At 68.9% G+C, this 24969-nt stretch carries 20 protein-coding genes, 1 tRNA gene and 1 pseudogene; 11 read left to right on the top strand and 11 right to left on the bottom strand.

What is annotated here, in order from left to right; all coding sequences use genetic code 11:
- Window positions 1–20: 20 nt before the first annotated feature.
- The 6 genes and pseudogenes from GXP74_RS02445 to GXP74_RS02470 form a co-directional block, all read left to right on the top strand.
- Window positions 21–1064, top strand: a complete 1044-nt coding sequence (locus GXP74_RS02445) for a hypothetical protein (protein ID WP_182449761.1) — start codon at window positions 21–23, stop codon at window positions 1062–1064.
- 50 nt (window positions 1065–1114) lie between these two features.
- Window positions 1115–2725: an alpha/beta hydrolase gene (locus tag GXP74_RS02450; RefSeq protein WP_182449762.1), complete on the top strand. Its 1611-nt coding sequence runs from the start codon at window positions 1115–1117 to the stop codon at window positions 2723–2725.
- A gap of 43 nt (window positions 2726–2768) precedes the next feature.
- Window positions 2769–3485 (top strand): leucine efflux protein LeuE, encoded by a 717-nt coding sequence (gene leuE / locus GXP74_RS02455; protein ID WP_182456102.1) that lies wholly within the window; start codon window positions 2769–2771, stop codon window positions 3483–3485.
- Window positions 3486–3568: 83 nt separating this feature from the next.
- A tRNA-Thr gene (locus tag GXP74_RS02460) sits at window positions 3569–3642 on the top strand.
- Between the two features lie 336 nt (window positions 3643–3978).
- Window positions 3979–4809, top strand: coding sequence for a hypothetical protein (locus tag GXP74_RS02465; RefSeq protein ID WP_182449763.1), 831 nt, complete (start codon window positions 3979–3981; stop codon window positions 4807–4809).
- A 122-nt stretch (window positions 4810–4931) separates the two neighbouring features.
- Window positions 4932–5408, top strand: a pseudogene (locus GXP74_RS02470) (hypothetical protein); the annotation flags it as partial.
- Window positions 5409–5436: 28 nt separating this feature from the next.
- Here GXP74_RS02470 and GXP74_RS02475 read toward each other — a convergent pair.
- The 7 genes from GXP74_RS02475 to GXP74_RS02505 all read right to left on the bottom strand — a co-directional run bounded on the left by GXP74_RS02475 (window position 5437) and on the right by GXP74_RS02505 (window position 13344).
- Complete coding sequence (locus GXP74_RS02475) at window positions 5437–6228, bottom strand: IS5 family transposase (RefSeq protein WP_182449764.1); 792 nt, start codon at window positions 6226–6228, stop codon at window positions 5437–5439.
- A 274-nt stretch (window positions 6229–6502) separates the two neighbouring features.
- Window positions 6503–6979 (bottom strand): translation initiation factor IF-5A, encoded by a 477-nt coding sequence (gene eif5A / locus GXP74_RS02480; RefSeq protein ID WP_182449765.1) that lies wholly within the window; start codon window positions 6977–6979, stop codon window positions 6503–6505.
- 373 nt (window positions 6980–7352) lie between these two features.
- The gene (locus GXP74_RS02485; protein WP_255528068.1) at window positions 7353–8960 is read right to left on the bottom strand and encodes an IS1182 family transposase; all 1608 of its coding nucleotides are present in this window, start codon (window positions 8958–8960) and stop codon (window positions 7353–7355) included.
- A gap of 188 nt (window positions 8961–9148) precedes the next feature.
- Window positions 9149–9826: a hypothetical protein gene (locus tag GXP74_RS02490; protein WP_182449767.1), complete on the bottom strand. Its 678-nt coding sequence runs from the start codon at window positions 9824–9826 to the stop codon at window positions 9149–9151.
- Between the two features lie 630 nt (window positions 9827–10456).
- Window positions 10457–11485, bottom strand: a complete 1029-nt coding sequence (locus GXP74_RS02495; RefSeq protein ID WP_225447666.1) for an SgcJ/EcaC family oxidoreductase — start codon at window positions 11483–11485, stop codon at window positions 10457–10459.
- Window positions 11486–11735: 250 nt separating this feature from the next.
- Window positions 11736–12479 (bottom strand): alpha/beta fold hydrolase, encoded by a 744-nt coding sequence (locus tag GXP74_RS02500; protein WP_182449769.1) that lies wholly within the window; start codon window positions 12477–12479, stop codon window positions 11736–11738.
- 88 nt (window positions 12480–12567) lie between these two features.
- Window positions 12568–13344, bottom strand: coding sequence for an alpha/beta fold hydrolase (locus GXP74_RS02505; protein WP_182449770.1), 777 nt, complete (start codon window positions 13342–13344; stop codon window positions 12568–12570).
- 131 nt (window positions 13345–13475) lie between these two features.
- On the opposite strand from GXP74_RS02505, the gene GXP74_RS02510 reads away from it, so the two are divergent.
- From GXP74_RS02510 to GXP74_RS02520, 3 genes are all read left to right on the top strand, one after another.
- A complete protein-coding gene (locus tag GXP74_RS02510) occupies window positions 13476–14285 on the top strand; it encodes an AraC family transcriptional regulator (RefSeq protein ID WP_225447667.1) in 810 nt (269 codons plus the stop codon).
- A 519-nt stretch (window positions 14286–14804) separates the two neighbouring features.
- Window positions 14805–16433 (top strand): LuxR family transcriptional regulator, encoded by a 1629-nt coding sequence (locus GXP74_RS02515; RefSeq protein WP_182449772.1) that lies wholly within the window; start codon window positions 14805–14807, stop codon window positions 16431–16433.
- Window positions 16434–16577: 144 nt separating this feature from the next.
- Window positions 16578–19325 (top strand): tetratricopeptide repeat protein, encoded by a 2748-nt coding sequence (locus GXP74_RS02520; RefSeq protein ID WP_182449773.1) that lies wholly within the window; start codon window positions 16578–16580, stop codon window positions 19323–19325.
- A 138-nt stretch (window positions 19326–19463) separates the two neighbouring features.
- Here the strand turns inward: GXP74_RS02520 and GXP74_RS02525 are convergent, their stop codons facing one another.
- The 4 genes from GXP74_RS02525 to istA form a co-directional block, all read right to left on the bottom strand.
- Window positions 19464–20327 (bottom strand): alpha/beta fold hydrolase, encoded by an 864-nt coding sequence (locus GXP74_RS02525; RefSeq protein WP_182449774.1) that lies wholly within the window; start codon window positions 20325–20327, stop codon window positions 19464–19466.
- A gap of 56 nt (window positions 20328–20383) precedes the next feature.
- The gene (locus GXP74_RS02530; protein WP_182449775.1) at window positions 20384–21088 is read right to left on the bottom strand and encodes an alpha/beta fold hydrolase; all 705 of its coding nucleotides are present in this window, start codon (window positions 21086–21088) and stop codon (window positions 20384–20386) included.
- Window positions 21089–21531: 443 nt separating this feature from the next.
- Window positions 21532–22374 carry an IS21-like element helper ATPase IstB gene (istB, locus tag GXP74_RS02535; protein ID WP_182449475.1) on the bottom strand — a complete coding sequence of 281 codons (843 nt, stop codon included), beginning with the start codon at window positions 22372–22374 and terminating at the stop codon, window positions 21532–21534.
- Complete coding sequence (gene istA, locus GXP74_RS02540) at window positions 22374–23642, bottom strand: IS21 family transposase (protein WP_182449476.1); 1269 nt, start codon at window positions 23640–23642, stop codon at window positions 22374–22376. Before istA ends, istB begins: the two co-directional genes overlap by 1 nt.
- An 834-nt stretch (window positions 23643–24476) precedes the next feature.
- Between istA and GXP74_RS02545 the strand changes: the two genes are divergently transcribed.
- Both GXP74_RS02545 and GXP74_RS02550 read left to right on the top strand, forming a co-directional pair.
- Entirely contained in the window at window positions 24477–24725 is a 249-nt protein-coding gene (locus GXP74_RS02545; protein ID WP_182449776.1) for a hypothetical protein, read from the top strand.
- A 34-nt stretch (window positions 24726–24759) separates the two neighbouring features.
- Entirely contained in the window at window positions 24760–24921 is a 162-nt protein-coding gene (locus tag GXP74_RS02550; protein WP_182449777.1) for a hypothetical protein, read from the top strand.
- The last annotated feature ends 48 nt before the right edge of the window (window positions 24922–24969 follow it).

A 24969-nucleotide genomic window follows, 5' to 3' on the forward strand; every position in this document is an offset into this window, starting at 1 on the left:
GCGGCGGGGATGCCCCCGAAGTGATCTTTGCGGTCCTGCTGGTGGCAGGTGTGTCGGCAACGGTGTGGCTCGGTGCCTGTGCGCTGCGTTCCTGGCGGGAGCAACGCGCCGCCCTGGCCTACGAACTGGTGCCCAGCTATCGCGGCACGGCACTGCGCGCGGTCGCCGCGCTGGCGGCGGCGGGGTGCGCGCTGGCCGGTGGCACCGGCTTCGTCGTCGGCCAGAGCCGCCCCGGGACCGTTACCGTCCCGGCGGTCGCCGCGGTTGCGGGCACCGCCCCGGTGCGCTCCGCGCCCGCGCACCCGTCCGCCACCCCGGTCGCCGCGGACGCCGCGGGGCGCCGCGCGACACCGGTACCGTCCCCGGCCGGGCCCCCGCCGGGGCTGACCACCGTGGGCCGTCCGGCCGACGGGGAACTGCGTGAGGGCACGCTGCCGGGGTACCCCGGACGTCTGCGGGTCTGGCTGCCGCAGCAGTACCCGCGCCGCAGCCACCCGCTCCAGGCCCTGGTGGTCCTGGCCGACCCGGCGCAGCTCGCGGACGTGCTGCGGGGGCTGGCCGAGGCCGTCGCCGACGGCCGGGCGAACCCGCTCGTCGTGGTCGCCCCGGAACCCGCCCCGGGCGGGCCGACCCCGGGCGCCTTCCCGCGCCTGGACGGCGCGGCGCTGCGCGACGCGGTCGTCCGGATGTTTCACGTGGAACCCTCCGTCCGGTCCTGGGGGGTGCTCGGCCTCGGCACGGGCGCGGCCCCCGCCGTGGCGGCGGAAACCACTCACCCGGAGGCCTACGCGGCCGGGGTGGGCCTCGGCGGTCGCTACGACGGGCAGGTGCCGCTGTCGACCGGGCGCCCGGGCCTGCGGCTGCTGCTCGCGGACACCGCCCGGGACGCCGCCGGGCAGGCGTCAGCGGCCCGGCTGCGCCACGCGCTCGCCGACGTGGCGCCGGGCGGCGTCCGGCTCTCGGACACCGTCCGGGACCTGGACGCGCAGAGCGAGCGGATCCGGCTGGCCCGGCAGGCGGCTGGATATCTGGCGGAGCAGATGGCCGTGGGCGACCGGCGGTGACTGTCGGCAGCGGCGGATACCCTCTGCGTATTCAAGGAGTGGGAGAGACGATGAGCAGGTTGCGGCGGATCGCGACTTCGGTACTGGTGGTCGCGGGTCTGACGCTGAGTGGTTGCAGCTCTGCGTCCACCCCGTCGGCCTCGTCCGGTTCGGCGACCGGGTCCACCAGGGGCGGCAGCGGGCCCGGCTCCGCCGGTACCCCGCCCTCGGGGGACGCCGCGGCGGCGCCGGTGCTGCAACCGCTGCCCGCGGCCGTCCCGGCGGACCTGCAGAGCTACTACCAGCAGCGGCTGGTGTGGAGCTCCTGCGACAACGGTTTCCAGTGCGCGACGATGAAGGTGCCGCTGGACTACTCGGACCCGGCGGCCGGGGACATCACCCTCGGCCTCTCCCGCAGCCAGGCCGCCGGACACGGCTACAAGCGCCTCGGCTCGCTGCTGATCAACCCCGGCGGCCCCGGCGGCTCGGCCGTCCAGTACGCCGAGTACGCCGCGCAGACCTACCCCGCGCCGGTCCGCGACGCGTACGACATCGTCGGCCTGGACCCGCGCGGCGTGGGCCGCAGCACCCCGGTCAGCTGCCTCAGCAACCAGCAGATGGACGCGTTCACGGCGGTGGACACCACGCCGACCAGCACCGCGCAGGTCGACGCGCTGGTGGCGGCGGACAAGTCCTTCGCCGAGGGCTGCGAGAAGCTGTCCGGCAAGCTGCTCGCCCACGTCAGCACCGTCGACGCCGCCCGCGACATGGACGTGGCACGGGCGCTGCTCGGCGACGCCAAGCTCAACTACCTGGGCAAGTCCTACGGCACCTTCCTCGGCGCCACCTACGCCGGGCTGTTCCCGAGCCGCGTCGGACACATGGTGCTGGACGGCGCGATGAACCCGTCGCTGACCGCGTTCCAGCTCGACAGCCAGCAGGCGGGCGGCTTCGAGACCGCCTTCAACGCCTTCGCCCGCGACTGCGTCACCCACAGCGGCTGCCCGCTCGGGCGCGCCGACGCCGAGGCCGACAACCGGCTCGACACGCTGTTCACCTCGCTGAACGCCAAACCGCTGCCGACCGGCCAGTCCCGGAACCTGGACGAGGCGCTGGGCATGACCGGGGTGATCGCGGCCATGTACGACCAGGAGCAGTGGCCACAGTTGCGAGCAGCGCTCTCGCAGGCCGAGCAGGGCAACGGCGCGGGCCTGCTGGCCCTCTCCGACCAGTACTACGAACGCGACCCCTCGGGCCAGTACAGCAACCTGATGTACGCCAACGCCGCCGTCGACTGCCTCGACCTGCCGACCGCCGCGGCCGACCCGAAGCAGGTCGAGCAGCAGCTGCCCACCTACGAGGCGGCCTCGCCGCAGTTCGGCGCGTCCCTGGCCTGGTCCGGTCTGACCTGCGCCTACTGGCCCGTCAAGGCCACCGGCACGCCGCACACCATCCCGGCCGGCGGCGCGGCCCCGATCCTGGTCGTGGGCACCACCCGCGACCCGGCCACGCCCTACGCCTGGGCCCAGGCCCTGGCCGCCCAGCTCGACTCCGGCACGCTGCTCACCTACAACGGCGACGGCCACACGGCGTACGCGCGAGGCAGCTCGTGCATCGACTCTGCGGTGAACACCTACCTGCTCACCGGTCGGCCCCCGGCCAAAAACACCATCTGCCAGTAAGGACCAAACAGCTGTCACAATCCTTCCATCGCTTCAAGAGGTGATGCGATGGAAGGGGTGGCACGTGGGAGTCATCAACTACGGCACCTACGCCGTGGGCGCACTGCTGATCGTCCTGCTTCCGGGTCCCAACTCGATGTACGTGCTCTCGATCGCCGCCCGCAAGGGCGTCCGCACCGGGTTCCGGGCGGCGGCCGGGGTGTTGGCCGGGGACACCACGCTGATCCTGCTCACCTCCCTCGGCGCGGCCTCGCTGCTCCGGACCACCCCGCTGGTCTTCGACGCGGTCAAGCTCCTCGGCGCGGGCTACCTGTGCTTCCTCGGCTACGGCATGCTGAAGTCCGCCCGCTCCCTCTGGCAGTCCACCCGCACCCCCGCCCCCGCCACCCCGGACCCGGCCCCCGCCACCCCGGACCCCACCCCCGCCCCCGCCCCCGCCGCACAGCCGACGGACCGCGAGCGCCCCTTCCGCCGAGCCCTGGTGGTCAGCCTCCTCAACCCGAAGGCCATCCTCTTCCTGCTCTCCTTCTTCGTGCAGTTCGTGAGCCCGACCTACCACGACTCCGCCCTGCCGTTCGCGGTCCTCGGCACCACCCTGCAGAGCTTCAGCGTGATCTACCTGACCACCCTGATCCTCGCCGGGACCTACCTCTCCAACGCCTTCCGCCGCCGTCGCCGCCTCTCCGCCGCCCTCACCACCGGCATAGCGGGCCTCTTCATCGCCTTCGCCGCCAAGCTCGCCACCGCCTCCGTCTCCTGACCCCCACCAGCCCCCCAGCGCCGTGCCGACCCGCCCCCGGAGCTGTGTAGACTGTCCTCCGTTGCCGCTCGCAAGACCGGCGCGCCGCCTTAGCTCAGTTGGCCAGAGCAACGCACTCGTAATGCGTAGGTCTCGGGTTCGAATCCCGAAGGCGGCTCCCTCAAGGCCCAGGTCATATAGTCCGTGACCTGGGCCTTTTGCCATTCCGATACCTATCTCGTGGCCGCATAAGGGGCTTTGCAGGCAACATAATCTCCCCCGGTGGACATTCGGTGGACGAGCGTGCAGAGAGCGTGCAGAGCGGTGGACTGGGAGGGTTCGGGCCGGGTGCGATGAGGTGGGGCGGATGGAGACAGCCAGCCAGTGTCCGGTTGGTGCCCGACGCCGGTCGACTTTGGGGGGTTCCCATAAAACCGGGGAGGTATCTCGTTTGCTGTGGCTACCCTCAAGCGAGGACGATTTGCCGCGTCAGTCCAGCCTTGCGGGGAGAATCATGCCGATCGGTCTCGACAGCTTCATGCACTCGATCACGCCCCAGCGCGATCCCATCAACCTGTTTCCCAGCATCGGAGTGCACCGACTGACCCTGGGCTTCACTACACGGGAGATGGGAGACAACGGACCGCTCATCTCATTCTCTGGGGAACTGTGGGCGGAGGACATCCCCGGCACACTCGGGTGGATCAGCCCACTCACCCAGCCAGAGCCCCTGAATACCCGTTACGGTGGCGACAATTTGCGGCTGAACGCCAGTGTGACTGACGAACAGCTTCGGCGCCTGGAACAGGCCCGCGCGAGCCGGGACCTGACCCTTCGCGCAGATCTCGTTGGGGTACGCCTCGACGCAACTGGCACGAGCTGGCCGGTTGGTCAGTGCCAGGTCCGGGTTTCGATTCCGCACGCCGAATGGTCAAAGAAGGTCGAACAGCTCGACGCCGGGGCATACGTGGATGTCCTGGTTCCCATCACCCAGGTTGAAGGACGTGCCATCGCAGCACGGCGCATCCGTGAGGCCCAGTTGGCGATCCGCAATGGCGACTACGAAGGCGCAGTGGGCAAGGCACGCTCTGCGTTGGATGCTGTGCGGCCAGCCTGCAACACGGAGGTTATCTACAACCGGGTCATGAACCGCGGCAGTAAGGCGAAGGAGCGTACACAGGAGGAGCGTTGGGCGGTTCTCATCCAGAGCGCCTACCAGCTGTTTAGCGGCGCGCCGCACGACGACCAGGGCACTACCGAGCACTTCACCTGGACGCGTGCTGACGCGGTAGCTGCGGTGGCCACCTCAGCAGGTCTTCTTGCGCGTCTGGCGGACCTTCCCTAGAGCTTTCTTAGAAGTTGTTCTCTTTCCGGGCTTGAGGATTGCGTTTTCACTGGTCAGGCGTAGGGTCGGTGGTCCCGTGGAAGTGGTGATGTGTTGTGCCGTCGCTGCTTTGGAGGTCGGGGATGCCGTCGGTTGTGGGGCTGTTGGAACAGCGCGAGGTCACTGCTCGTCGTCGTGTGGACGAGTTGCGGGAGGAGGCCGACCGCATCGCGGCCGAGTTGGTCGTGGCCGAGCAGGACTGGAAGGAATGGGTCATTGCCCGCTCGCGGGTCGGCGAGGTCCTGGACCCGGCCGGTGACGGCGTCGCAGCCCCGGATGTCTCCCAGGACGTGCGGGATCCGGATCCGCAGCTGGTGCGGGTCGAGCCGCCGACAACAGCGGCGAAGCCGAAGTCGATGGTGCCGGTGTGGCGTGCGGGGCTGGCCTGGTCGGCGCTGTCGGTGGACTACCAGCGCGTCGTGCGGGTCCTGGCGGACCGTGAGCGGCTCGGCCTGGGCGCACTGTCCTGCCAGGAGATGGCTGCCGCGTTCGGGTTGGAGGTGGTGCCGGCGAAGGTGGAGGCGTTGCGGTCCAAGGCGAAGCGGCTGGTGGCTCGCGGCTAGCTGACCGAGTCGTCAGCGGGGCAGTTCACGCTCGCGCGGGGCGTGGCCGGGCCAGTCGGCGGGTCATGAGCAGGGTCATCGACCAGTGGACCATCGCCTCGGCGCTGCTGGTGGTGCGCTCGAAGTCGCGCACCAGTCGGCGGGTGCGCATGAGGTGGGCGAAGAACCGCTCGACGATCCACCGCTTGGGCAGCACCACGAAGCCGCGCGTGTCGTCGCTGCGTTTGATGATCGTCAGGACCAGGGCCAGGGCGGTGAGGCAGTGGGTGATGAGTTCGCCGGTGTAGCCGCCGTCGGCCCAGACCAGCTCGAGTCGGTGGTGGGCCTGGGCGACCCGCGCCAGGAGTGTCTGCGCGGCGGCGCGGTCGCCGGTGTCGGCAGGGGTGACCATCACGGAAAGTAGCAGCCCGAGGGTGTCGACCACCGCGTGCCGCTTGCGTCCGTTGATCAGTTTGCCGCCGTCGAAGCCGCGGCTTCCGGAGCCGACGACGGCGTCCGCTTTCACGGACTGGGAGTCGATCACCCCGGCGCTGGGCTCGGGGTCCCGGCCCGCTTTCTCGCGGACCCTGCCCCGCAGCCGGTCGTGGAACTCAGGGAGTAGGCCGTGGTCGCGCCAGCGGCGGAAGAAGGCGTAGACCCGGCCCCACGGCGGGAAGTCCACCGGCAGGGCCCGCCATTTTGTTCCGTTGTCGACCAGGTAGTGGACCGCGTCCACCATGGTCCGGTGGCAGTACGCCTCCGGCTGCCCACCGCGCCCGAGCAGCCAGCCCGGAACCGGCAGCAGTGGACGGACCGCGGCCCACTGCGCGTCCGTCATGTCGGTGGGGTAGCGGCGCTCACGCGTTCCGTTGTCCGCGGCGTTCCCGAACCGGTGTGCGAGGCAGTCGCACGACCGGGTGACCGTACTGGACCCGCTCGCATCAAGGGCATAGAACTGCGACAACAGGGCCTCCTGGATCGCTTGTTGGCGTAGACACCTAACGAGCTACCAAGAGGCCCTGCTTTCATGCCCGGCGCCCGCCGCGATCACCCGAACGAGACCCCTGTTCGACCAACACCACTCAAGATCGGAACGAAGACAGCCACTCAGCCTACATAGCCGAATTGGACACCTGGGAAGCGACCACCTGCTCTTCCCCCATCGCGCTGAGCACGGTCACGATGAGTTCCTTCCCAGCATCGAAGTCCGCGCGGATCTGCTGGCTCAACATGTCGAGGCGATCTGTCCCTGTAGGGAGAGCGAGGTCATCCTTCATACCTCCGCTCGCTTCCATCAGGCTCAGAAAGCCTTCATCGATGTCGACCAGCGTGAAATCGCGGCGCTGGACGTGGGGCACGTCCACGCTTTCAGCCGCGGGGGCCACCGCCTCATATTTCCTGTCGGTGAACATGTCGATACCGACAATCCTGACATCATCGCCGGACCTCGAAATGTCGGAAATCTTGCAGGGGCGCCCCTCCAGCACTGCATAGCCGTTCTTCCGCAGAGCCGACACCTGAATAGGGAACGTCCGCGCCGTCCCATCCGCGACTTCCCCTGTCAGTACACCTTGCTCATCATTGGACATGACGGACACCTCCAGATCACAGGAACACCGCTGTCGCGGCGTCGGCCAGCTCCTGCCTACCCAACCAGCACGACAATCACCCCGCAATCACCTTTCCGGATGAGACCGCCGAGATTCCGCCGGTCCAACGGGGTCGGGCCGCTGAGGGAGGGATGGAGCACCCCATGAACCTACCCGGCCAAGATCACCAACCCAAGTCTCCATGTTCGATCGAAACCGCCCTAATGATCGATAGGGCAACAGCGTCTTAGCTTGGCGTTTATCCGTTGCTGGCCTGATGCTCCTTGATTGACTCGGCGCGTTTGACCGTTTTCCCGACGTCATGGTGCTTGGCTCGGTGCTTGACTCTGTCGGTGATCTTGGTTGGTCAAGGTCAGGTGCCGAGGGTGCGCCAGGACTTGGATCGGGGAATCGACTGCTGGTCCAGGAAGGTCTGGAAGGTGGTGGGCGGTCTCGATGATGAGGGTTTCTCGGTCTCTGGTTGGCTGCTGAGTCGTTCGATGTTCACGGCGATGGCTGTGAGGACGTGTTGCAGGTGGGCTTTCGGCTGTCCTCGGTAGCGGCAGCGGCGCATGCCGTGGCCGTGGGCGAACTCGTTGATGGTGCCTTCCACCCCGGAGCGGACCGCGTATCGGGCCTTCCATTCAGGTGTCTGCTGCTCGGCGCGGACGCGGACTTGCAGGTCACGGAGTTCCTGTGGGGGAAAGCCCACGTTGCGGGCGTCGCTGGAGCTGGTGCACCGAGGCCGATCCGGGCACGGCTGGCACTGGCCCTTGGTGAATCGCGCCACGATCAGGGGTGCCGCGGTGGGTGAGGAGGTCGGGTAGGGGCCGTGCCAGCCCGCGCTGACCTGGCCCCGGGGGCAGGTCACTTGTCGGCGGCCGAAGTCGATGTGGAAGTCGTCGCGGTCGAAGCCCTCGCTCCTGCGGTGCTGGCGGGTGGGGTTGCCCGGCAGTGGCCCGGTGACGGTGATCTCGTGTTCGCGGGCGGCTCGTTCCAGGTGGACCAGGGAGGTGTAGCCGCCGTCGACCAGGTGCTCGGCGGGCAGCAGTCCGCGACGCGCCAAACGGGTGTGGATGCCCGGCAGGGCCTGCCCGTCGTTGGTGGCGGCCGAGGTGGTGGCCACGTCCGTGATCAGGTTGACGCTGTCGGAGGCGCACGTCTCGGTCAGGTGGGCGGCGAAGCCCTTCCAGCGGATGATGTGCCCGTGCCGCACGTAGCGCGCCGTGACGTCGTAGGGGGAGACGACCGCCGAGGAGGAGGGCGGCAGCCCGCCGTCCTCGGCGGTGCGCCAGCACAGCCTGCCCGCCGCGTCGCGGTAGTAGTTCTGCACCACGATCTGCCGCAGGGCCTCGGCCTGCGGCCCGGAACCGTAGGCGGCCCCGCTGCGCTGGAGGACCTCCAGCAGCCGACAGGCATCGTCGCCGGCGGCCAGGATCCGGGTCTTGGGCCGGGTGGGGTTCTTGCCCAGACGCACCGGGCGGCCGTACCGACGCCCCCAGTCCTCGTCGACCAGGCCGACCAGTAGGTGCCCGGCCGTGCGGGCCACTTCTTCGAGCGCGGCTCGGACCGCCTCGGTGACGAGCTCGAGTCGGGTCAGGTCACGCACCGCGGCCAGGACGTGGGTGGAGTCGGTGCGCTGCGTGGTGCGCTCGCCCACGAGGCCGGCCTCCTTCAGGCGGGCGAGCGCCAGGTCCAGGAGCCGGTCGGCTCGGTCGTCCTGGGCCAGGCGCTCGCGGAAGTCGCCCAGCACGCTGTGGTGGAAGCCGGGATCGTCCAGCTCTATGGCCATCGCGTACTTGAAGTCGATGCGGCACCGGACCGCCTCCGCTGCCTGCCGGTCCGACAGGCCAAGCAGGAACTGCAGCACGCAGACGGTAGCCAGTTGGGCAGGCGAGAGCCCCGGACGCCCGTCGCGCGGATACCAGTCCGCGAAGTCCTCATCGCACCACAGCCCGTCCAGCCGGTCCCGCACCCACATCGCCGTCGTACCACCCGGGTTGCTCGCCCGGGCGATCTGCGCGGTCAGAGACGGGACTTGCCCACCGGAACGAGGGTGAAGCGACAACGAACACCTCGGCAGCTGAATCGGACGACGAAACAGCCCGAGCATGCCCACCGATCACGCTCGCACACCGGGAAGCACCAAGATCACCGACAGAGTCAAGCTTAGACCTCCGGAGTCTCGGGGGCGTCCACATGCCTATCTACCGCCGCGCCTTCGGTGAAGTGTCCCTGTTCCGAGCTGGACACACGGTCCTTCTCGGCGGACTCCCGTTGTTCGCGTTGGCTCTGCCACGCAACTTGCACAAGAAGGGACTTCGGAGACAGTACGGGCATCGGACTGCCACGCCGGTAAGCCCCTACGGTCTTGATTACGTCGCTCGCGATGCTCGGTACGTAGTCGTAGGGCCATCGCCCCCTTTCCAACCAGCCGAAGTCCCAGTCGGCAAGGAGCTGGAGCAGTTCCGTTACGGTCGAGCGCGTCTCATCATCGTGTAGAGCCTCGGCGTAGATGAATACGGGGCCAAGGATGTCCTCCAACTCCGTCGCCCAGGCTTCTCGGGGTTCGTAGTGAGGCTTGCTCCAGGCGACAACTTCCATGGGTGTGTTGGGAAGCTGTCGCGCGTGCTGCTTCACAACCCACATAGCCTGTGCCAACCCGTCGATCGCTACAGACTCCAGGGCAGTTCGGCGTTCCTCCTGTGCCTGCTCCCTACTGTCTTGGCGATCCGCGAGTGCGTTGCTAGTCAGGCTCTTCTGCGTTTTCCAAGATGTGAAGACCGCTACTGCACCACCGACAATGGCGCCAAAGAGACCGCTAAGTCCCGTCGCCCAGTCGTACATACATCCAGTGTGATAGACAATGCCGCTGTAGCGCATTCTCTGCGAGCGTATGGGTGGCCGGCCTGTCCTCTGCCCGACGAATGGGCTCGGCACCCTACGGCGCACATGCTGGAGCCCCGGTCAGATTCCCGCTGACCGGGGCTTCATTCCAACGTTCACTCAGCCTGGATCCACCGCTCGATGATCGGAGCTGGGAGGGGCTGACGCAGAGAGGTGCCCGCTGACCTGGGATGATGGGAGTTCCTACGCAACCATCAGGCCCGATCAGCCAGGCACCTCGTAAGTGAAATTTACCCATACGGCTGCGGCGACGTTCGCGGCGTTCGATGACTCGAATCTTCTGGCCCACGGCGGTCTGGCTCCGGCGGTGCGGTTGGCCGAGCGGTGCGGCTTGCCCGTGCTGTCCCGGGAGAAGGTGCAGCTCAAGGATGCCGCGAACGGGGCCGAGCGTCGACGATGGCTGGTCGCTTGCCGAGCAGCAGGTAAGCCTTGACGACGTGCCGGCCGAGCACCGAGCCGGGGCGCGAACCCGCGGGCCGCCGGCTACCAGACGCCGCAGCTTGGGCCACTCGAACCGCTCAGCGCCGCGGCCGGGGGCCTGTGCGCCCGTGCGCGGACCCCCCAATGCGGTCAGTTGAAGAACGGGTCGTCCACGACGTGGGCCCAGCCGCCGTCCGGCTGTCGTCGGAGGATCTCGGTGGTGGTGGAGATCACCTGTTCCGGTCCGGCTCCGGTGAGTGTGGCGTTGTTCGACACCAGGGCGACGTCGTCAACCTGTCGGATGTCGCGCAATTCGAGCTTGAGGCGGGAGCCGCTGTCGACCATCTGCTGCATGGCCGCGCGAATGGCGTCGGTGCCCGTCAAGTGAGTCCCAGGGGCAGGGACGAAGTGGGCGTTCGGCTCGTAGAGCGACACCAGACCCTCGACGTCCCCTGCCTCCAGGTACTCCATGAACAAGGTCCCCACCTGCTGAGGCGTCTCAGCGCGGCGCCGGGCGACGGCGCCGACTGGCTTGTCGCCCCAGCCGGCTGCGGCGAGCAGGTCGTACCAGCCGGGATGGGCGCCGTGGGGCAGATGACGGCGCAGCAGGTCTCCCGGGAAGGTCAGTGGGGACGCCTTGTGAGGCTTGGCCTTGGCCTGGGTGAGGATGGCATCGCTGAGCGCGTAGCCCAGGTCCAGGCGCGGGAGCAGGACGTGCATATCGTCGGCGAGGCCGGATGGCAGGCTCTCACGCTGGACTCCGAGGATGTCGGTGCCGATTCCGGCCTGGGCCAGCGCGACCTCCGTGCCCTTCCGCGCGGCGATGCCGTCCGAGGTGTGCAGGGCGATGGCGTCCCAGGCGATGGCGATACGCCGTTCCTCGACGCCGCGCTCGCGCAGGAATGCCGCTGCGGTGTCAGCGCCGTCGACTTCGAAGCGCTGGTCGCCGTTGCCTTCCTCGGTCAGGCCGATGTCGTGCAGAACACAGCAGAGGAACAGCAACTCGTCGTCGTAGTCGCTACCGGCGCGCAGCCCCTGGTTCTGAGCATGAGCGCGAGCGAAAACATAGCTACGGACGCTGTGATGGAGAACGAATGCGGGCGAGATCCGGTCCACATAGGCGTAGGTGTCCCGGGTGAGGCCCGTGTCGGGCAGGTCGAGCTGCTCGAAGACGGACAAGCGTGTATCTGCGGTCATGAGGTGTGTCTTTCGTTCGGATGCCCCGGTAGGGAGCCGATTGGTTCGCTGTCTCGATGGGTTCGGTGCCCCGGAGACGCGCTGACGTGTGCCGGGTCTTGGGGTGCTGCGCACGGCACGTGGAGCGACGTCGGATCGCCCTGTCAGGGATGTGCGGTTGCCATCGGTGCGGCTGGAGCAGTGGTGCGGTTTGCTGGAGGTGAGGGAGGGGTCGCGCGCGGACCCCGGCGGGTCAGACGCGCTCTGCGAAGTCCTTGGCGGCGCGCTCGACGAAGTCGGCGACGCGCTTGGGATGTGCGACGAAGGCCGTGTGGGAGGCGTCGATGTCCTCGGTGTGTGCGTGCATCCGGTCGGCCATGTCCCGCTGCAGCTGCGGCGGGATGGAGTTGTCGTCGTTGGAGACGAGGTACCAGGTTGGCTTCCGGTCCCATCCCCGGACGGTCGCGGCCTCGGTGAACGCGAATGCGGACAGCGGCCGCTGTGTCGCGTACATCGCGCGTGCCAGCTCCTCGGAGGAGTCGCCGCAGAACACCTCGCGGAACCGGCCGGGGTTGATGTAGAGGTCGGGGCCGCCCGGGGCGCCGGGAGCGTCGTACCGGGTCGGCGCGTTCTCGGTGGCGAGCAGCGATGGCGCGTACCCGTTCTGTGCGCTGAGGCAGCTCTCGCCGACATCGAGGCCGAAAGCGGCCAGGTAGACCAGCCCGGTCACGTTGTCGAGGCCGTCGACGGCGTGGCTGATGACGGCGCCGGCGTAGGAGTGGCCGACGAGCACGACGGGGCCTTCGATGGCCGCGACGCGGGTCCGGATGGACGCCGCGTCGGACGCGAGGCCGCGCAGCGGGTTCGGCGGGGCGACGACGGTGAAGCCGTCGGCTTCGAGGCCGGAGATCAGTCCGGTGTAGCCGGACGCGTCCGCGAACGCGCCGTGGACGAGGACGATGGTGGGTTTGGCGTCGGTCCTGGTGGTGTCGTTCATGGTCGTGCCTTTCTCGTCGGATGGAACGGTGGCGGCTGTGCGGTGTGCAACTTTGCTGGTGCGGAACCGTTTTGGGGCAGATCGTCGGTCAGGCGGCCGGTGTGAACGCGGTGATCGCGTCGACGAGTTCGTCGGGGGCTTCGAGCGGGATGAGGTGCCCGGTGTTCGCAATCACCGCGAACTGCGCTCCGGAGAGGTAGGGAAGGAGGTTGCGGCGCAGCACGTCGGCGGGTTCGACGCGGTCGTGCTCGCCGGCGATGACGAGGGCTGGGACGCTGATCATGCGGGCGTGGTCGGTGATGTCCTCGGCGATGCCGCGCAGCGGCCATTCCGTGCGCGCCGCCTCGGCGCCGGCCCGGGAGTCCGCGCCGATCTGTGCCTTGACTGGCGCCGGCAGGTCGGTGGCGGTCAGGACGGTGTCCCTCGCGCCGGCGACGGACTCTTCGGTGTCGTAGGCGTGGGAGAGGAACTCGCGGTACTCGGCGGTGATCTCCGCGGCCGGCCTGGCCGGTCCGGATCCGACGAGGACTACCCCCCGCAGACGGGCGGGTCGCGTTGCGGCGACGAGTTGCGCCACCTTGCCGCCCATGGAGTGCCCGACCAGGACGTAGTCGTCGATTCCGGCGTCGGCGAGGACGGCGACGGTGTCATCGGCGAGTTGGCGGAGCGTGTAGGGCCCGGGGAGCGTGTTCGAACGGCTCCACCCGCGGAAGTCGACCGTGAGCGTGTCGCGGCCCGGTAGACGGTCTACGACCAGGTCCCAGGTGCGGGCGGACCCGCCCCAGTAGTGCAGGAAGACCAGGGTCGGACCTGTGCCCCTGCGATGGTCGTATGCGGGCAGGGAAAGGTGGTGTGGGCTGGTCATGTGGGGATCCTTCGGTCTCGCTCTGCGGCTGGTTTTGCCTTGGTTCCATTGGACCGCCGAGGGCGGAACGAGTCATCGGCACGACTGGACGGCTGGTGGTGGAAACTGGACTCGTGGCAACGATCCGGCACATGACCTATCAGCCCGTCGACCGCGGGGCCTCGTCAGTCGAGGTGATGACATTCCAACGACTCCGGGACATCAACGACCGCGGCACGCAGCGAGCCGACTTCCACGTCCTGGCTCTCGTCGACGAAGGGGACGGCAAGGTCACGGTCGACTTCGTCTCCCACCCGCTCTCGGCGCGGACCGCGGTGTGGATCCCGCCCGGCGCAGTGCACCGCTGGGACGACATCACCCGCGTCGCGGGACACCTGGTGCTCTTCGTGCCGACCGCGCCGGTAACGCACCGCACGCGCGTGCTGGTCGCCTCTCCCGATCTCGTCGCCCGGTGGCCGGTGCCCGCCGAAGCCTGGCCGTTCGCCGACGCGGCACGCAGGCACCTTGTCCTGGAGGCGGCCGCCCTGGCCGAGGACCCGTCGACGGAGCTGCCCGCGATCCTGCTGTCCGCACTGATCACCCGCGTCGAGCCCCCGCATTGCCAGGCTCGCTCGGCGAACCCGACGTTCCAGCTGTTCCGCTCGAGCGTCGAGGCGCATTTTCGGACCCGCCACGACGCCGGTTACTACGCGGCTACGCTCGGGTTCGCCCCGCGCACCCTGACCCGGGCAGTGCAGCAGGTCACCGGGCGTACCGCGAAGGCGTACATCGTGGAACGGATCGTGCTGGAAGCGAAGCGCCTGCTGGCCCACGAACGCGTCAACGCGGCGCGGTGTGCGAGCGAGCTCGGGTTCCCGGACCCGTCGAACTTCTCGCTCTTCTTCCTGAAAGCGACAGGCGTCCGTCCCGGCGCCTGGCAGGCGGCGACGATCCTGGACTGAGCTGGCGGCACCCGCCTCGCCTGCGCGATGCCGAAGAAAGGCGACAACTGGGCCTCCTGATCGCCGTGTTGGCACAGAAACCCTTCGAGCTGATGGCGAACCTCGACTCCACAAGCGCCATCACCGTCCGCCGCATCGGCAGTTTGCGCTGCCAGTTCTGCGTACGGATCTTCGTGTGCGCCGCGTGAGAGCGCTGCTTGGCTGGAGAGCAAGCAGTCAACGGGCCCAACGGAAGAGGATGAGGCCGATGAGATCTCTGGTACATCTCAGCTCGCAATCGCTCCGGGAGGCAAATCCCGGTGCGGGATCCCCTTGCCGCAGTGACGCAGCCATGCTCGGTATGAGCTGATGACCATGTCCAGCACCGCCGCATGGGGGAACGCGTCAGAGAGCCGACCCGAGGCATCCGCCGCAGGAGTTGAGCCGAGTACCGCTCCCCCCGCACGCGGATTCTGCTCAGCCTGTGGGCAAGGCCCAGGACTGCCTGGGACCGCAGGCCCTGACCAGGACCCGGCTGCCATGCGCGCCTTGGTGGACGAGGTCGCGGCCCGGCTGCTCCTCCTGTATCCCGTCATCTCATCTGCAGCGCTGGAGCCGACGCAGGACGGCGAGGCACGCGCGGGGACCGCCGCGCGCCAGGCGGTGAGCATCACTGGTGACCTCACAGTGCTCGCGGACGCCAGGCGTGCCCGTGCGAGGCTTGCGGCAACAGCCGAGACGTCGCTCGCGAACGCTCTTGTACTTCTGCACGAGGACGGGGACGTGCCGGCTGCATACCGCATCCTGTTGCGGGCGGCGGAGGGCGTGCGCGACCAGAGCGCCGGAACGGTCGGATGCGAGGAGATCCTGTGGAGCCTGGTCACGGCTTGTCGGCTCACCGGTCGGCAGGAGCACAGGGAGTCCCTTGAACGCTTTCTCACCGCCTCAGACGCCCTGGTCACGCCAAGCCTGCGCACTGCCGTGCGCGGCGTCCTGGACCCGGCCGCCGAGCCCGGCTGGCTGCAGGAACAGATCGAGTCGCTCGACTGCCAGGCCGAGCCGGACGAGATCGTGCGGATCGCCGGGACAGCTGCCGCCGTCGGCTACCTACCGGACTGCCGACAGGCACTGCGCCGTGTCGCGTGCCCTGATCCTGTCGGCCGCTTCGGCATCCCAGGTGCGCAGGCCAGCATCCTGCTGGCACTTGAGGCGTACCAGACCGGGCAGTGGGGAGAAGCCGACCGGCTCGCCACGACCACTGCGGAACAGTGCGCCGCCCAGGGCTATCAGCTGCTTCGCCGACAGGCGCAGGCTGTGCTCGCTTTCGTGGCGGCGGCCCGCGGTGACGCCACGACCGCCCTGGCGGTGGCCGACGAAATCGCCCGATGGGCGGCACCGCGAGGACTCGTTTCCTTGGTTGCCAGCGCTCAGCATGCCTGCCTCGTCGCGACTCTCGCCCAGTCGGACATCACTGGGGCGTACCAGTGGGCCGCCCGGATCATCCCGGCTGCGGGCCCCGCCGTCGGCCAGCCGTTCGCCGCATGGGCGCTGCTCGACATCGTCGAGGCCGCGCTGCGCGCGGATCGGCGCGAGGAGGCCGAGGCGTACCTGCATGCGATGAGGCAGTCCGGCCTGGTGGCGCCGTCACCGCGCATGGCTCTGGTGTCGACCGCAGCAAGGGCAATGACTGCGGCGGACAAGGAGGCGTCGGCCCTGTTCGAGGAGGCGCTGGCGGTGGAGGATGCCGGCCGGTGCCCGTTCGACCGGGCCCGGGTGCACCTCATGGCCGGTGAGCGACTACGGCGGATGCGGGCAGTGCGTGAGGCCCGAGCCCACCTCGGTGCCGCCCATGAGGACTTCCGTCGGCTCGGCGCGCCGACCTGGGCACGCCGTGCTGCCGTGGGGCTGCGTGCTGTCGGCCTGGTTGCGCCGGGCGCGGACATCGACGAGGGCTCGCAGGTGCTGACGGCGCGGGAACTCAGGATTGCGCGGCTTGTGGCTGTGGGCCTGAGCAACAGGGAGATCGGTGACCGCCTGCACATGTCGCACCGAACGGTCGCCAGTCACTTGTACCGGATGTTTCCGCGGTTGGGAATCACCTCAAGGGCGGCGCTCGGAACGATCCTGCAATCCATTGAGGCCGAGAACGAGTCCACCCCCGGGCCATGATGCCGAGACCGTCGTGGCTGCTTTGCGCCAGCATCGGATCACTCTCGGTACTCGCCTAGGGTTCACATCCTGGGCGCATCCGACGGCGCAGGCGTCCCACCTGCGACAATTCCCCCGTCAGGATGGCAACTGAGGGTGAGTGCGATGGCCGAGACGCCGAGCGAGTTCGCTGGTGCGCTGCGGGGGCAGCGTAAGCAGGCGCGGATGACGCAGCAGGAACTGGCTGACGCGGCCGGGGTGAGCCTGCGAACCGTCAGTGATCTTGAACGGGGCGTCGCCACTAGTCCCCAGCGGGAGACGGTACGGCTGCTGGGTGACGCATTGTCCCTCATGGGCGTCGAGCGGGCGCGGTTCGAGACGGCGGCGCGCGGCCGTCCGCTGGGGGCCGTGCCCGCCGCAGCCGCCGCGGCAATGCGGTCGCTGCCGCGTGACGTGGCATCGTTCACCGGGCGGCAGCGAGAACTCGACCAACTGACTAACGCCGCGGAGGTTTCGGGCGGGGTGGTGGGCATCCACGCGATCGGCGGGATGGCTGGAGTCGGCAAGACCGCGTTCGCGGTCCGTGCTGCGCACCGGTTGGCCGACCGGTTCCCCGGTGGGCAGGTATTCCTACCGTTGCACGGGCACACCCCGGGCCAGCAGCCGGTCGACCCGGCCGACGCGCTGGCGAGCCTGCTGCTGGCAGCCGGCGTTGCGCCGGGCCAGATCCCGCAGGGGATGGAGGAGCGGGCGGCGCTGTGGCGCGACCGAATAGCGGACAAGCGGCTGCTGCTGATCCTCGACGATGCGGCCGGCAGCGATCAGGTTCAGCACCTGCTGCCAGGATCGGGCGAGAGCCTGGTGCTGATCACCAGTCGACGGCACCTGTCGGCACTGGACGATGCGGTCACCCTCAGCCTGGACACGCTGCCTGCGGGCGACGCGGCCGCGCTGCTGGTGCGCCTGGCCGGCCGACCCGGCCTGAGCGTCGGCGATCCCGGAGTCGGGGAGATCAGCGGACTGTGCGGATACCTGCCGCTGGCGGTCGGAATGATGGCCCGGCAATTGCGCCACCACCCTTCGTGGACAGCAGCGGGCCGGGCTGCCGAACTGGCCTCGGCACGTGACCGGCTCGGGCTGATGGTCACCGAGAACCTCTCGGTGGCCGCCGCATTCGACCTGTCGTATGCCGACCTGGCCGAAGACCAGCAGCAGCTGTTCCGTTACCTGGGTCTGCACCCGGGGACCGACATCGACGGCTACGCCGCAGCGGCCCTGGTCGGGGGCTCTTTGTCCGACGGGCGCCGGGGCTTGGAAGGGTTGTACGACCAGTATCTGCTGACTGAGTCGGACCACGGCCGCTACCGGCTGCACGACCTGCTGCGCGAGCATGCCAGGGCTCTGGCCGACCGGCTGGACGCGCACGAGCACAGGGGTGCCGCCCTTGACCGGCTGCTGGACTACTACCAGTGCACCGCCGCCGCCGCGAACAGTCGCATCACCAGTCAGATCCACCCTGGCCCGAGCGTGGACGGCGGCAAGCCGGGTTCCGCCCCTGACCTGGGTGACCAGGTGCAGGCGCTGGCGTGGGCGAGAAGCGAACGTGCCAACCTGCTGAACTGTCTGGACCATGCCGCCGGGACAGGCCGACGTGACCGTGTTGCCCCACTGACCGCAGGAATCAGCGGGCTTCTGAGGCAGGACGGACCGTGGACCGACGCTGTGGGAAGGCACTCGACCGCGGCCCGGGCAGCGCAGCGACTCGGTGACCGTTCGAGCCAGGCCAACGCCCTGTGCGACCTGGGGGCGGCACAGCTGCAGTCGGGTGACGCGACCGGTGCGTTGCAAGCCCATGAGCAGGCGTTGGAAATCTACCGCGGCCTCGGTGACCGGCTCGGCCAGGCCAATGCGCTGTTCGGCCACGGGGAGGCGAACCTGATGCTCAGCGACTTCGCCGCCTCCGCGCTGGAGCTGGAACAAGCCTTGTCCATCTGCCGCGAGTTGGGCAACCGGCCCGGTCAGGCCATGATCCTCAACGTCCTGGCAACCATCCCGGGCCTGTCCGGCGACTACCCGGCCGCCATACAGGCCGCGCAGGAGGCACTGGACATCAGCCGTGAGCTGGGCGACCGGCTCGGACAGATCAGGGCTCTGGTCATGCTGGCGAACATGCATCAACTCACCACTGACTATCCGGCCGCCCAGCAGGTCCTGGACGAGGCACTGCCCATCTGCCGCGAGATGGGGGACCGACCCGGCCTGGCCAGGGCTCTCCTGACTCTGGTGAGCGTCCAGCGCCCTACGGGCCAGTACGCGGCCGCGCTGGTGGCGCTGGAGGAGGCACTGCACATCCACCGCGACCTGGGGAGCCTGCGCGGCCAGGTCAGCGCGCTGACCCACCTGGGGGGCGTGCTGCAGAAAACGGGTGACTTTCCGGCGGCGTTGCAGGCCCTGGACGAGGCGCTGCGCATCGCCCGCGAGCAGGGGCTTCTCGTCGGTCAAGGCTATGCGCTCCACACGCGGGGCTGCCTGATGCGGCAGACCGGCAACTACCTGCAGGCAGCCCAGGACCTGGACCAGGCACTGGTCACCTGCCGTGACACGGACAACCGCGGTGCCCTGGCCGAGGTACTGAATGATCGGGGCGAGCTGCACCGGATCTGCGGTGAGACGGCGTCGGCGCGAATCTGCCACCAGGAGTCCCTGGATCTGGCACGCGCGATCGACAGCCCGTGGGACCAGGCACTGGCGTTGGCCGGCCTGGGCCGCGCTGCCCTGGCCGAGAACGACACGGTGCAGGCGAGGACCCTGCTGGAAGGGGCTCTGGGAATCTTCGAGCGCATAGGAGCGCCCGAGGTCCAGGAGCTTCGGTCCGAGCTGGAAACCCTGACCGGCCCCGGACCCACGGCGTAAGCGGCCGAGGGACGACTACAGCGCCGGCCCGCCCCTGCACGGAGAGTACACCGGTCAGCAGCGGGCCGCGTGACGTGAGCGGGTCGGTGCCGGGAACGATCCCGGTACCGACCTGGCCGTCTATGAGCCTCGGTGGCGTCAGGTCGTGCTGTGCACGGCCTTCAGGATCACGTCGGTGACCACGCCGGGATTGCTGACCATGGACAGGTGCGGGGCCTTGACCTCGGTGATGTGGGCACCGGCAGCCTGAGCCATGGAGAGCTGCTCAGCCGGCGGGATGGCGTTGTCCGCGGTTCCCACCACCGCCCACGAGGGGATGGTCCTCCACGCCGGGACACCGGACGGCTCGGTGAGCGCCGCGGTGGTCAGGGGCCGCTGGACGGAGCTGAGTTGTGCCGCCTCCTTGGCGGGCAGACCGTTGGCCATGCAGCCGGCGAACGCGCTCTGCTTGATGTAGGCGTCCTCCGCGCCCGCCGGGGCTCCCGGGTAGGGGACCAGGGTGAGGTTGGCGTTGTCGGTGACGCAGGATCCCGGGACCGTGGTGACCAACTGCCCGATGGTCTGCCCCGCATCGGGGGCGAACGCGTCGACGTAGACGAGTGCCCTGACGTTCGGGTCGCCGGTGGCGGCATTGGTGATGACCGCGCCGCCGTAGGAGTGGCCGACCAGGATGACGGGGCCCGGGATGGTGTCGAGGAAGTCCCGGATCGAGGCGGAGTCGTTGGACAGCCCCTCCAGCGGGTTCGGCGGCACGTAGACGGTGTACCCGTCACTCTGCAGCCGGCTGACCACCGCTGCCCAGCTCGAACTGTCGCCCCACGCACCGTGCACGAGGACGATGCTGGGCTTGACGGCGGTATTCGCGCTAGCCGCGGCCGCCGCGGGGCTGCCGGTGCTGGCGAACGCGGCCTGGCCGGCCGGAACCGCGATCGCGGCCGCCGCCAGGGCGACGGCCACAGCCGTCGCCCGCAGCTTCGGCCGAGTTGTCGACTTGATGCGCATCAGTTGTCTCCCTGTCGTTCGTTGGGCGGGCCCCGTTCCGGGTGGACCGGGATCTGCTACGCGGCGTTGACCGCGACAACCTCAGCGGCCTTCTGGATCAGCTCCGCCGTCTGCTGGGGGTGGGAGACCATGACGACGTGGCTGGACGCGATCTCCACGGTGACCGCATCCATGCGCCGGGCGAACAGGCGCTGGGCGTCGGCCGGGATCGCCTGGTCCTCGGTGGCGACCAGGTACCAGGAGGGCAGGTGCGTCCACGACGGGTCACCCATCACGTCACCGAACGTGGACGCCGCAAGCGGCTGCTGGGCGGCATGCATGACCCTGGCCTTGACCGGGTCGACGTCCGAGGCGAAGTGATGGACGTAGTCGTCCTCCGGCAGCCAGCCGAGGCCCTGCTTGTCGATGAACTGGTTCGCCACGGCCGGGGGCAGCGGGCCCTGCGACAGCAGGCTGCCCAGGGACTCGCCCTGGTCGATCGCGAACGCGGCGACGTACACCAGAGCCGCCACGTTCGGTGCGTCGGCGCCGAGCGCGGTGATGATCTGCCCGCCGTAGGAGTGCCCCACGACGACCGTCGGGCCGTCCTGCAGCTCCAGCACCTGCCGCAGTCGCGCGACGTCGGCGGCCAGCGCGGTCATCGGGAACTGCGGCGCGGTCACGTGGTAGCCCTCGGCCTGCAGACGCTCGACGACGCCGCTCCAGCAGGAGCCGTCCGCCCACGCGCCGTGAACGAGAACGATGTTGGGTCGAACACTCATCTCTGTACAACCTCCCAGGTAGGAACCATGTGCCCTCATGCTCGGACGCTCAGCTACCTCAGTGGAATCCGCAGAATGACTGCGCTCATCTGTCGGAGCGAACGCAGTCACTCAGCTGATCCCGCTGCTGCGTGCGACGGGCGGCAACTGCCGAGCGCACCCTTGGGCACGCGAAGAGCTCACCGGGCTTGAGTTGCCCCGACTGGCGATCACCGTCCGCTCGCAATCCGCTCAGGAGCCGGCCCGGCATGGAGGTCCTCCCTCGACGGTTCGGACTGGTCCAGCAGTGGGCTGCACCCCGGCGCGACCCGCAGGACTCTGCCGCCGGCGGTCCCCCTCGGAGAACTGCGCGCCGCAGTACCCACTCGGTGTCGGCAACGGCTGAAAATGGGCCGGTCTGAACGGTTCAATCGTGGGCCATCGTGTGGTCTCGTTCGTTGGGTTCAGTCGTTGCCGGTGGTGGGGGTGCGGCCGAGTTCGCGGCCTCGCATGCGGTAGGACTCGCCTTTGAGGGAGTGGACCTCGGCGTGGTGGACGAGTCGGTCGATCATGGCGGCGGCGACGGTCTCGTCGCCGAAGGTCTCTCCCCAGCGTCCGAAGGGCTTGTTGCTGGTGACGATCACGCTGGCCCTTTCGTATCTGTTCGATATGAGCTGGAAGAACAGGTTCGCGGCCTCGGACTCGAAGGGGATGTAGCCGACCTCGTCGATCACGATCAGCGGGTAGCGGCCGAGCCGGACCAGCTCGTCCTGGAGGCGGCCGGCCTGGTGGGCGGCGGCGAGGCGGTCGACCCACTGGGCGGCGGTGGCGAACGCGACCCGGTGGCCCGCCTGGCAGGCCCTGACCGCGAGGCCGGTGGCCAGGTGTGTCTTCCCGGTCCCGGGCGGCCCCAGAAATACGGCGTTCTCCTTGGCCGCTATGAAGTCCAATGTTCCCAGGTGGGAGAGTTGTTGGCGGGTCAGGCCGCGCAGATGGGTGACGTCGAGCTCCTCGATGGTCTTGATGGCGGGGAAACGGGCGGCGCGGATACGGCCCTCGCCGCCGTGGGAGTCGCGGGCGGAGACCTCGCGTTGCAGGCATGCGACCAGGTACTCGGTGTGGGTCCAGGACTCTGTCTGGGCGCGTTCGGCCAGCCGCTCAGCGGCGTCCAGCAGGGCGGGTGCTTTCATGGCGCGAGAGAGGAAGGCCAGGTCGGCGGCGGTCTGCCGACCAGTGCGGGTGGTCTGGCTGTTCGTTTTCGCCCTGTCGCCGGTGTTGTTTGCGGTAGTCGTGGTGGTGTGGGCCATCAGGTGTCCTCCTTGCCCGCGCCGCCCTCGATGAGGGTGAACATGCGGTCGTAGGTGCCCAGTTCGCGTTGTTCAACGTCGATGCCGAGGCTGTCGGGGGTCAGGGCCGCGGCGCGGGCGGTGGCTGCTCGGGCGGCCTTTTGGTGGATGACCTCGCCGCGCAGGACGTGGGCCGCGGCGGCGTGGTCGGGGTCGGTGATCGACTGGTGCCTGGCCCAGCAGCGGGCATGGCGGGCCACCACGTCGTTGCCGGCGATGGCGGTGATCTCCTCGTTGTCGGTGCGGACCATCACCGTCCTGCCGATCGCGCGGGGATGGACGGAGTAGTCGTTGGTGTCCACGCGGATGTAGTGGTCGCGGCCGATGCGGGTGTGGAAGCGCCACCAGTGCGGTGGGGTGACCGGCGGGATGGTCAGCATCGCGGCCCGGTCGGCCTCCCAGCGGTCCACCGGGCGGGCGTCGATGGAGCGGTGCCGGCGCCGGTTGGCGATCTGCAGCCACGCGCTCAGCTGGGTGTTGAAGTCGTCGGGGCCGGTGAAGGTGCGGCCGGGCACGAAGCTCGTCTCCAGGTAGCCGTTCGCGCGCTCCACCAGGCCTTTCGCTTCCGGGTCCCGGGGCCGGCAGAGGTGGACCTTGACCGCGAGCAGGCCCGCGAACGCAGCGAACTCGCTGGTCAGCTTGCCCTTGCCGACACCGGCCTCGTTGTCCCAGACCAGCATCTTGGGCACCGCTGCCCAGCCGTCGGCGAGCAGACGCCAGTGGCCGTCGATCAGGTCACCGGTCTGCCGCGACGGCAGCATCCGGGCGGTGATCACCCGCGAGTAGCCCGACACGATGACCAGCACCGGCGGGCGGCCCGACTGGCCGTAGCCCAGCGGGATGTCGACGGCGGGGAACCACAAGTCGCACTGCGCGAGCTCACCGGGCTCGTAGACCGTGCGCGAGACCGGGTCCACCGGCAGGAAGGCCGGCCGCAGCTCACGCACCCGCTCACGCAGGATCGTCAGCCCGCGCTCCCAGCCGATCCGCTCCGCAATCACGGTCACCGGTATCGTCGGGGTCTGCCTGAGCAGCTCGCGGACTGCGGGCTCGACCGCGTCCACCGCCGAGCCCTTCAGCGGACGCTGGTACTGCGGGGGCCGGTCCGAGGCCAGTGCCCGCAGCACGGTGCCCCTGGAAATCCCCAGCTGCCGGGCCACCGCCCGGGCCGACAACCCCTCAGCCCGGTGCAACCGGCGAATCTCAGCCCAGTCCTCCACGTGGATCACCCTCTCTTCCTCCTGACTCCAGCCCAATGAAGTCAGAATGATCAAGAGATCACCCAGTGGCCCGCTTTTGATACGCCGTCCGTGGTCCCCATTTCACCCGTTGCCGACACTCGGCCGCCCCGATCAGGCAACAACGACGCAGGTGTCGTGTGCGTGGACACGACGGAGGGGCGAAAGTCCGGACAGCCGCAGTGAGATGACGGATTCCAGGTGCCCACCGCCCGGTCCAGTCTTGAACTCAAGGCACCTGCAGGCCGACGAGGTGAACCGCACCACTTCCCGCATACCCTCCTGACCGTGAAGGCGTGACCATGACCACGATCCCCGCAACCGACGCCGCCCCCGGCCACCTGGTACCCCAGAAGCCCGTGGCCGGCACAGAGAGCTCCTCACGGCACCCGGTCCGCCTCTGCAGCGGCACCACTGTCGATGCGTTGAGGCCAGCGCGCAGGCGGAGCATCGCGGACATCTGCCGCCAACTGCGGGCCGTATCTGGCACTGGGGCCGCCAGCGGCTCGATACTCCTCGGGATCGTGCTGCCCGCCTCGCCGTCCCGTCCGTCCGCCACCACCGTGGCCCTCGTCACTGGCGTAGGGCCGCCCGTGCACGGGACGGCCAAGGCGGACCGTGCCGTCCCCTGTCGCCGCGATCATCGCTATGGGGTCGGCTCCCGTTGAGCCGACAGGTCCTCAGCACGCAATCGGCGTTCGGCACGGCCTCTGGGTGTCCGCGTACTGATCTGAGTGCTCCAGTGCGTACGGAGTTGTGTGCGCCACCGACCCGTGTCAGCGAAGTCGCTTTCATGGCCCGTTCCGCTCACCGTAGTCTCGTGCCGTGGTCGACGAACATGGGGCACCCGACGCCTTCAAGAACCGATGCACGAATGCGGCGTGCACGTTGGAGTCCTGCATCAGCTACTTCATCGAGCGCATCTCGTTGGACGAGTCCAACGAGGACCGCAAGGAGAACACGCTGGACGTGTGGCTGCGCAAGGGGCCGTGGAAGCCCGATGTGGTGGTCTCGCTGTCCAATCTCTACTCGGTTCACCCGTGGGGAACCCGAACTGGCCCCCATCTTTATTGACGGGATCTCCCTGATCCACCTACCGAAGTTGCCGTTGCCCTGGCCCACCGAGGCGCTCGGCCGACTCGATCGCTCCGAGGGCCTGCCCGAACTGGTCTGGTTGAGGATCACCGGACCGATCGAAGTCGACGCTGTGGCCACGACTGTGACCGTCTACCAGGCTCAGAGCGACGACGCGGCCTCTGCGCTCCAGTGACAGCCCGCAGCTGTTCGACGGCTCCGGCAGCAACCGAAATTTGAAGAC

Origin of the sequence: Streptacidiphilus sp. P02-A3a (assembly GCF_014084105.1) — a bacterium.
GTDB lineage: Bacteria > Actinomycetota > Actinomycetes > Streptomycetales > Streptomycetaceae > Streptacidiphilus.